This window comes from Falsiroseomonas oryzae (genome assembly GCF_027856955.1).
In the GTDB taxonomy this organism is placed as follows: Bacteria; Pseudomonadota; Alphaproteobacteria; order Acetobacterales; family Acetobacteraceae; genus Falsiroseomonas; species Falsiroseomonas oryzae.
Genome location: NZ_JAPSMD010000239.1, coordinates 1 through 8,354 on the forward strand (window position 1 = coordinate 1; position 8,354 = coordinate 8,354).

Consider the following 8,354-nt stretch of genomic DNA (forward strand, 5'->3'; position numbering starts at 1 on the left):
CCTGGCCGCGCCGCGCGTCGCGGGAGTGGAGGTGCTGGGCCCCGCGCCGGCGCCGCTGGCGCTGCTGCGCGGCCGGCACCGGCGGCGGCTGCTGCTGAAGGCGCGGCGAGACGTGCCGGTGCAGCCGCTGCTGCGCGACTGGCTACACCGCGTGGAGCTGCCGAACAGCGTGCGGGTGCAGGTGGACGTGGACCCGGTGGGGTTCCTGTAGCGACGCCGGGTGGCCCCTGCGACGCGCGTCAGTCCAGCGAGGCGACCAGCATGTCGAAGTCTTCCGGCGACAGCTTCGCCGTGATCTGGTCGCCGGCGGAGCAGAATGCATCGAAGCTGGTCTTCACCACGCCCGGCAGCGGCGTCACCGAGTTCGCCGTCTCAAGCAGCGCGAAGGCGCGCCCCCAGCCGAGCGGCATGTGCTCCAGCATCAGCTGCGCCGTGTTGTTCACCGCGAGGGCGGTGCTGACCGCCTGGTCGCCCAGGTTGCCGTTCTTGGGTGCCTTCTTCGTCACAAGCGATTCGATGAGCATGGCCTCGAGCGCGATAATCGACTGCGCGGTGTTGGCCGACGCGCAGATCATGACGACCTGCTCCGCTCCGCTCACCACCTTGGGGATCTTGACGAAGGTCTGCACGATGGATGCCGGCGCCGAGACGATCCCGATAAGCCCCGAGGCGAGCCCGAGGGCGTAGGCCGGGCCCGTCAGCTCGCCCTTCTGGTATTTCTGATGCGTGTCATAGGCCGACCCGGCGGCGATGAGCCCACCGGTGAGCGGCAGCAGGCCATCGAAGAACAGCTCGCCGCCGTTCGTCTCGATGTACCTCTTGGCATCGGCCAGCCTGGCGCGCAGCGGCGCCTGCATGCCCCCGGTGAACCAGCCGTTCGCGTGCGGGATCCGCTGCTTGCCCCACATGATCACGCGGATCGTAAGCTTCTTCACGAATTCCTTGCTGGCGCCCGACATGCCGCAGTGCTCCCCCGTCCCTCGCAGGAAGCATGCGCGTATCGGCACGAGACGGCAACAGATCCCAGCTTGGCTGAGCCGCGAAAGTGGCATGGCAGCTCGCCGCGACGGCGTCGCCTTCGGCGCGTGCACGGGCCCGGGATCGCCGGAAGGTGTGTCGTGTCCGGCCGGCGTGGCGCCTAGCTTCCGGTCTTCGGGGGAGGGCCAGCGATGCGCGCCGTCGCCTACATGCACAGCCTGCCGATCGACGACATCGACTCGCTGCAGGACATGCAGCTGCCCGAGCCGCGGTCGCCGCGCGGGCGGGACCTGCTGGTGGAGATCCGGGCCGTCTCGGTGAACCCGGTGGACTTCAAGGTGCGCCAGCGCACCGACCCGGCCGGCGAGCCGAAGATCCTCGGCTTCGACGCTGCCGGCGTGGTGCGGGAGGCCGGCCCGCAGGCGCGGCTGTTCCGCGCGGGCGACGCGGTGTTCTACGCCGGCTCGATCGCGCGCCCGGGCACCAATGCCGAGCTGCACCTGGTGGATGAGCGCATCGTCGGCCCGAAGCCGCGCAACCTCTCCTTCGCCGAGGCCGCGGCCGTTCCGCTGACCGCGATCACGGCGTGGGAGGCGCTGTTCGACCGGCTGCGCATCCCCCGCGGCGGGCTGGCGCGGCCGGAGGCGGTGCTGGTGATCGGCGGCGCGGGCGGCGTGGGCTCGATGGCGGTGCAGCTGCTGCGCCAGCTCACCGGCTTCACCGTGGTGGCGACAGCGAGCCGGCCGGAGACGCAGGACTGGGCACGCCGGATGGGCGCGCACCACGTGGTGGACCATGCAGGCAGCGTGCTGGCGCAGCTGCGGGCGCTGAACCTCATCGTGCCCTACGTCTTCGTCACCACCCATACGGAAGCGCATTGGCCGGCGGTGTGCGAGATCCTCTCGCCGCAGGGCGCGGTCTGCCTGATCGACGACCCCGCGACGCCGCCCGACATCCGCCTGCTGAAGGTCAAGGCGGCCTCGGTCCATTGGGAGCTGATGTTCACCCGGCCGATGTTCGACACGCCGGATGTGGAGGACCAGCACCGCATCCTGGAACAGGTGAGCCGGATGCTGGAGGCCGGCACGCTGCGCAGCACGCTGACGGAGCAGCTGGGTGCGGTGAACGCCGCGAACCTGCGCCGCGCCCATACCGCGCTGGAATCCGGGCACGCGCGCGGCAAGCTGGTGCTGGAGGGGTTCGGGCCGTGACTCCCGTCGGCGATCCATGCAGGATCGCCCCGACCGTCGAGGGAGCACGACACCGATGCCCGTCACGCTGCATGGCCCGAGCTACAGCACTTATGCCCGCACGGCGCGGCTCGCGCTGGAGGAGAAGGGCGTGGCCTACGAGCTCAACGAGGTGGACATCCTCTCCGGCAAGGGTCACGCGCCGGAGCACCTGGCGCGGCAGCCCTGGGGCAAGGTGCCGGCCTTCGAGCATGACGGCTTCGGCCTGTTCGAGACCTTCGCGATCACCCGCTACGTGGACGAGGCCTTCCCCGGCCCCGCTCTGCAGCCCGCGGATGCGAAGCCGCGCGCGCGCATGACGCAGATCTGCGGCATCGTGGACAGCTACGCCTATGGCGCGATGGTCGGGAAGGTGTTCTGGCAGGAGGTGATCGTGCCGATGCAGGGCGGCCAGCCGGATGCCGGGCTGATCGCGGACGGCATGAAGACGGTCGAGAGATCGCTCGACGTCATCGAGGGGCTGATGGGCGGCGAGCTGCTGTGCGGCAATGCGGTGACGCTGGCCGACCTGCACCTGCTGCCGCCGGTGGAATACCTGCGCATGACGAAGGGCGGCGCCGCCGCCTTCGCGGCGCGCCCGAAGCTCTCCGCCTGGTGGGAGCGGATGAACCAGCGCCCGTCCGTCGTCGGGACGCGGCCGAAGCTGGGGTAGCGCGGAGTCCGTCCCTCAGCGCTGGCCCTGGCGGCGCAGCGCGTCGTCGATCAGGCGGCGGTCGCGCTGGTCCTGCCGGCGGTTGTACACCACCGCCACGGCCCAGATCACCGCGACGAGCCAGCCGGCCTGGCCGGCGACGAAGGGGAAGACGATGAACAGCAGGCTGCCGAACCACAGCAGCCCGTTGAACACCGCCTGGACGGGCCGGCCCTGCAGCAGAAGCGACAGTGGCGGCACCAGGATCGCGAGCAGGTAGGACATGCCCCGCAGATGGTCCGCGCCTTGCCGCGATTCAATGTCACACGCCGAGCGCGGCGCGGATCACGAAGGCGACGGCGCTGAGAGCCGCGACGCCGCCGAGCCAGAGCGCGACGAACCAGAGGGCGCGGCGCGCCATCAGTGGTGGTAGCCCTCGCCGGCGCGCACCTTGCCGCGGAAGATCCAGTAGACGAAGCCGGTATAGACGAGGATCAGCGGCACCAGCACCGCCGCGCCCGCCAGCAGGAAGCGCTGTGTCGAAGGCGGCGCCGCAGCGTCCCAGATGGTGATCGCGGGCGGCACGATCATCGGCCACATGCTGATGCCGAGGCCGATGTAGCAGAGCAGGAACAGGCCGAGCGCCGCGCCGAAGGGGATCGCGTCGCGCCACAGCAGGCTGGTGCGCGCGCCCTGCGGCGGCGCCGCGGCCAGGAACCGGAACAGCACGACCGCCAGCGCCACCACGGCGACCGGCACCACCCAGGCGAAGAGCAGGTGCGGGAAGCCGAACCAGCGGTCGGCGAAGGCCGGCTGCAGGAAGGGCATCACCAGGCTGACCGTGGCGATGAAGGCCAGCGTCGTCCCGCCAAGCCGCCGCGCCTGGCCGCGCGCCTTCTCATGCAGGGCGCCCTCCGTTTTCCACAGCAGCCAGGTCGCGCCGAGCAGCCCGTAGCCGGCCACCAGCGCCACCCCGGTCAGCACGGAGAAGGGGGTCAGCCAGTCCCACCAGCCCCCGGCATAGCCACGGCCCTCCACCGCGATGCCCTGCACGAAGGCGCCCAGCGCCACGCCCTGGCTGAAGGCCGCGACCGTGCTGCCCAGCCAGAACCCGTTGTCCCAGTTGCGCTTGCCCGCTTCAGTGTCCTGCCGGAAGCGCATCTCGAAGGCAACGCCGCGGAAGATCAGCGCCAGCAGCATGACGATCAGCGGCATGTAGAGCGCCGGCAGCACGATGGCATAGGCCAGCGGGAAGACCGCCAGCAATCCGCCGCCGCCTAGCACCAGCCAGGTCTCGTTGCCGTCCCACACCGGCGCAATGGAGTTCACTGCCACGTCGCGCTCCTCCCCGCGGTCGAGGCGGGGGAACAGGATGCCGACGCCGAGGTCGAAACCGTCCATCGCGACGTAGAGGAAGACGGCCGTGGCCAGCAGCAGCGCCCAGATGAGCGGGAGATCGAGATCCATCGCGGTCACTCCGCCGGGCCGGGCTGCGTGACCTGCCCGTGCGGCAGGGAGGGCGCCGGCGTGATGCCGGCCGTGCGGATCGGCTCGCCTTCCGACGGGCCTTCCTGCGCCGGGTGCGGCGCTGCCGCCATCAGCCGCAGCAGCAGCCAGATGCCGGCGCCGAACACGACGAAGTAGACCGCGACGAACATCGCCAGCGAGGTCGCCACCGCCGGCGCCGCGATCGGCGATACGCTGTCGGCCGTGCGCAGCAGCCCATACACCGTGTAGGGCTGCCGCCCGGCCTCCGTGACGATCCAGCCCGCCGTCACCGCGATCAGGCCCGAGGGGCCCATCGCCAGCGCGAAGCGGTGCAGCCAGGGCGTGTCGTAGAGCCGTCCGCGCAGGCGCATCACGAAGGCCGCGATGCCGAGCGCCACCATCAGCATCCCGATGCCCACCATCGCGCGGAACGACCAGAAGACCAGTGGAACGTTGGTCGGTCGCTCGTCTGGTGGGAAGGACTTCAGGCCGCGGATCTCGGCTTCCCAGCTATGGCCAAGGATCAGGCTGCCGAGGCCGGGGATGCCAAGCTCGAGGTCGTTCCGCTCCTCCGCCATGTTCGGCATTGCGAAGAGGATCATCGGCGCCTCGGCGCGCCGTTCCTCCCAGTGGCCCTCCATGGCGGCGACCTTCTGCGGCTGGTGCTCCAGCGTGTTCAGCCCGTGCAGGTCGCCGATCACCACCTGCGCCGGCGCCACGACCAGCGCCATCCACATGGCCATGGAGAACATCAGCCGCGCATGGCGGTTCGCGCGATCGCGCAGCAGGTGCCAGGCGCCGACCGCGCCGACGATGAACGCGGTGGTGAGGTAGGCCGCGGAGACGACGTGCAGGAAGCGGTAGGGAAAGGACGGGTTGAAGATGATCGCCCACCAGTCCAGCGGCAGGAAGCGCCCGTCCGGCGCCACATCGTGCCCCGTCGGCGTGTGCATCCATGAATTTGCGGCGATGATCCAGAAGGTGGACATCAGCGTGCCGATGGCGACGCAGCAGGTGGCAGCGAAGTGCAGCCCCTTTCCCACGCGGTTCAGCCCGAACAGCATCACGCCCAGGAAGCCGGCTTCCAGGAAGAAGGCGGTGAGGACCTCGTAGCCCAGCAGCGGGCCGATCACCGGCCCGGCGCGGTCGCTCAGCACCGACCAGTTGGTGCCGAACTGGTAGGACATGACGATGCCGGAGACGACGCCCATGGCGAAGGCGACCGCGAAGACGCGCAGCCACCAGCGGAAGGTCTCGATGAAAAGGGCGCGGCCGGTGGCCAGCCACAGCCCCTCGAGCACCGCGAGGTAGGAGGCGAGGCCGATGGTGAAGGCCGGGAACAGGAAGTGCCAGACCACCGTGAAGGCGAACTGGAAGCGCGCCAGGTCGAGCGCGCTCGGAAAAGCGTCCCACGGCATGCGGCGGCTCCGCCCGGATCCTCACCCGGACATGAGAGCGCGCGAGCGGCGGCGCGGAACGCCCGCGCCGCCGTCACGAAGCCGAGAACGTTACGCCGCGAGGCGGACGACGCGGCCTTCCATCGCCTCCACGCGGCGCACGCCGATGATCTGGCCCAGGTTGCCGGCGACGAGGTGCACCATGCCGAGCGGCATGGCAGAGAGCGCGACCTCCGCCCGCATCGCCGCCCCGTCGCGGGCGGCGCGCACGCTGTCGGGCACCAGGTCGCGCTTGGCGAAGGGCTCCAGCACGCGGGAAAGCAGGCCGGGCGACGCCTCGGCGGTGACGGTGAAACGCGCCGCGACCAGCGGCTCGTCCAGGCAATCTGACATCGGGGAAACTCCGGATCGGTGTGACGGACCGTGCAGGCACCCGGCCGCGTGCAACCCGCCCCTGGCGGGAGCGGGTCAGGCGGCCGGGCCGGTAATTCGGCCGGTCAGGATCCGGAGCGTCGTCACGTCCCGAGCTTAGCCGGCGCCGGCGTCTCGGGGAAGTCCTCCGCGGGGTGCTTCTGGTCGCGCTCGATGACCAGCTTCTGGTGCGGGTAGGGGATCTCGATCCCCAGCCGGTCGAAGCGCTGCTTGATGCGGCGATTGAACTCCCGCCCCACGCTCCAGCGCGCCAGCGGCTCGGTCTTGATCCGGGCGCGGATCAGCACGCCGGAATCGGCCAGCCGCTCGACGCCCAGGATCTCGATCTCGTCGCGGATCTGCGGTCCGAACTTGGCATCCGCGCGGATCTCCGCCGCCAGCTCGCGCAGCACCTCGGCGACGCGGTCGGTGTCCTCGCCATAGGCGACGTTCACGTCCAGCACCGCGAAGGAGAAGTCGCGCGTCATGTTGGTGACGGTGGTCACCGCGCTGAACGGGATGATGTGCACGCTGCCGTCCTGCGCGCGCAGCTTGATGGAGCGGATCGAGAGCTGCTCCACCACGCCGGAGAGCCCGCCCACCTGCACCACGTCGCCCACTGCCATCGCATCCTCGAACAGCAGGAAGGCGCCGGTGATGACGTCGCGTACCAGCGTCTGGGACCCGAAGCCGACCGCCAGGCCGATCACGCCGGCGCCGGCGATCAGGGGGGCGACGTTCACGCCGATCTCCGTCAGCACGTTCAGCGCGACGAAGACGATGATGGCGGCGGAGAGCACCGTGCGCAGCATCGGCAGCAGGGTGCGCACCCGGGCGGAGCGCGCGGCCTGCGCGTCGCGCGACAGCTTGGTCAGGTGCCGCTGGATCGCGGCGTTCGCCAGTTCCCACACCGCGATGGCGACCGTCACGGTCAGCGCCATCGAGATCAGCGAGCCGAGCAGGCGCGCGCCGAGCTGGCCGCGGCGGAACCAGGCAAAGGCATCCAGCCCCCAGGCCTCCAGCAGGAACAGCACGGCGATCGCGCCGATCGCGGTGGTCACGAAGCCCTTCAGCAGCGGCACGTAGCGGTTGGCGCGCGCTTCGAGCCCGGGATAGCGCCGCGCCAGGTCGGGCCCGATGCGGAACCCGCGTGCCACCAGGCGTCTCGCCAGCACGTCGGCCAGCTTGGCCAGCCCGCCGATCAGGATGGTCATGCCGGAGACGCGCAGCAGCCGCTCGAACCCGTCGCGCACCTCCAGCGCCCAGACGCCCCAGGCGGCGAACAGCCAGAGGATCGCCAGCAGGTGCCAGACGTCGGCCAGCCGGTCGCGTAGCGCGCGCACGAAGCGGCGCGGCCGGTCCGGCACCTCGCCGGGCGCCAGGTCCGGTGCGCGCATCGCCTCCGCCACGGCGGCCCGGTTCTGCAGCACGACAATGACCAGCAGCAGCGAGACGATCAGCAGCGAGATGCGCAGGATGGCGTCGTAGGCCGACCAGGGCAGGCCGAACAGCAGCATCGCCTCGGCGATGGCGTAGCCGAGGATCGCCACCACCGCGATGCGGCGCACCCAGACCGTGACATAGGCCGCCGTCTCGTCCGCCACCTGCACCAGGCGCAGATGCGTCGACGCCGGGGAAAACAGCATGCGCGATCCCGCCATCACGGCGCGCAGCGCCATGTAGGAGTTGTTGGCGACCAGCAGCACCAGCTCCGTGGTGGGCAGCGGGCGGACGAAGCCGATCATGCCGTAGGAGATCACGGCGAAGGCCGCCACCGGCACCAGATCCAGCAGGAAACGCGCCAGCACCAGCGGCACGCGGCGCATCCAGGTCCAGACGTTGCCGGGCTCGGGTGCCAGCGCGTCCAGGCGGTCCGACCAGCGCCGCAGCGAGCGGGCCACCAGCCACTCCGCCAGCAGGCCCATGCCGAACAGCAGCGCGAGCTTGAGCGAGGCGTCGTAGACCCGCGCCTGGGTCACCGGGTCGCGCGCCACGCCGGAGGCCCATCCGGCCAGGCCCTGCAGGTCGGTGGCCGCCTGCGCGGCGACCACCAGGCTGTCCGACAGGGCCTGCAGGCGCTGGGAGGCGCCGGTGATGAGCTGCGCGCCCAGCGTGTTGGGCGCCAGGATCGCCGGATCGACGGCGGGCGCGGGCGTGGCCTCCGCGGCGGGCGCGCCCTCGGCGCCGGGCGGGCGCAGG

At 71.0% G+C, this 8,354-nt stretch carries 8 protein-coding genes and 1 pseudogene; 3 read left to right on the top strand and 6 right to left on the bottom strand.

From position 1 onward, the window contains the following. A pseudogene (locus OZN99_RS19885) lies at nucleotides 1-211 on the top strand (primosomal protein N'); the annotation flags it as partial. 28 nt (nucleotides 212-239) lie between these two features. Here the strand turns inward: OZN99_RS19885 and OZN99_RS19890 are convergent. Continuing rightward, nucleotides 240-959: a hypothetical protein gene (locus OZN99_RS19890; protein ID WP_270936997.1), complete on the bottom strand. Its 720-nt coding sequence runs from the start codon at nucleotides 957-959 to the stop codon at nucleotides 240-242. A 210-nt stretch (nucleotides 960-1,169) separates the two neighbouring features. Here OZN99_RS19890 and OZN99_RS19895 point away from each other — a divergent pair, with 210 nt between their 5' ends. Both OZN99_RS19895 and OZN99_RS19900 read left to right on the top strand, forming a co-directional pair. Continuing rightward, complete coding sequence (locus tag OZN99_RS19895) at nucleotides 1,170-2,189, top strand: zinc-binding alcohol dehydrogenase family protein (RefSeq protein ID WP_270936998.1); 1,020 nt, start codon at nucleotides 1,170-1,172, stop codon at nucleotides 2,187-2,189. Between the two features lie 55 nt (nucleotides 2,190-2,244). Then, nucleotides 2,245-2,880 (top strand): glutathione S-transferase family protein, encoded by a 636-nt coding sequence (locus tag OZN99_RS19900; protein ID WP_270936999.1) that lies wholly within the window; start codon nucleotides 2,245-2,247, stop codon nucleotides 2,878-2,880. 15 nt (nucleotides 2,881-2,895) lie between these two features. Here OZN99_RS19900 and OZN99_RS19905 read toward each other — a convergent pair whose 3' ends face one another. The 5 genes from OZN99_RS19905 to OZN99_RS19925 all read right to left on the bottom strand — a co-directional run. Continuing rightward, nucleotides 2,896-3,144 carry a hypothetical protein gene (locus OZN99_RS19905; RefSeq protein ID WP_270937000.1) on the bottom strand — a complete coding sequence of 83 codons (249 nt, stop codon included), beginning with the start codon at nucleotides 3,142-3,144 and terminating at the stop codon, nucleotides 2,896-2,898. Between the two features lie 135 nt (nucleotides 3,145-3,279). Next, on the bottom strand, nucleotides 3,280-4,326 hold the full coding sequence (gene cydB / locus OZN99_RS19910; RefSeq protein WP_270937001.1) for a cytochrome d ubiquinol oxidase subunit II: 1,047 nt from the start codon (nucleotides 4,324-4,326) through the stop codon (nucleotides 3,280-3,282). 5 nt (nucleotides 4,327-4,331) lie between these two features. Beyond that, nucleotides 4,332-5,765 (bottom strand): cytochrome ubiquinol oxidase subunit I, encoded by a 1,434-nt coding sequence (locus OZN99_RS19915; protein ID WP_270937002.1) that lies wholly within the window; start codon nucleotides 5,763-5,765, stop codon nucleotides 4,332-4,334. A 90-nt stretch (nucleotides 5,766-5,855) separates the two neighbouring features. Then, nucleotides 5,856-6,137: a hypothetical protein gene (locus OZN99_RS19920; RefSeq protein WP_270937003.1), complete on the bottom strand. Its 282-nt coding sequence runs from the start codon at nucleotides 6,135-6,137 to the stop codon at nucleotides 5,856-5,858. Nucleotides 6,138-6,259: 122 nt separating this feature from the next. After that, nucleotides 6,260-8,354 (bottom strand): mechanosensitive ion channel family protein (locus OZN99_RS19925; RefSeq protein ID WP_270937004.1); only part of this gene is annotated, 2,095 nt, incomplete at its 5' end.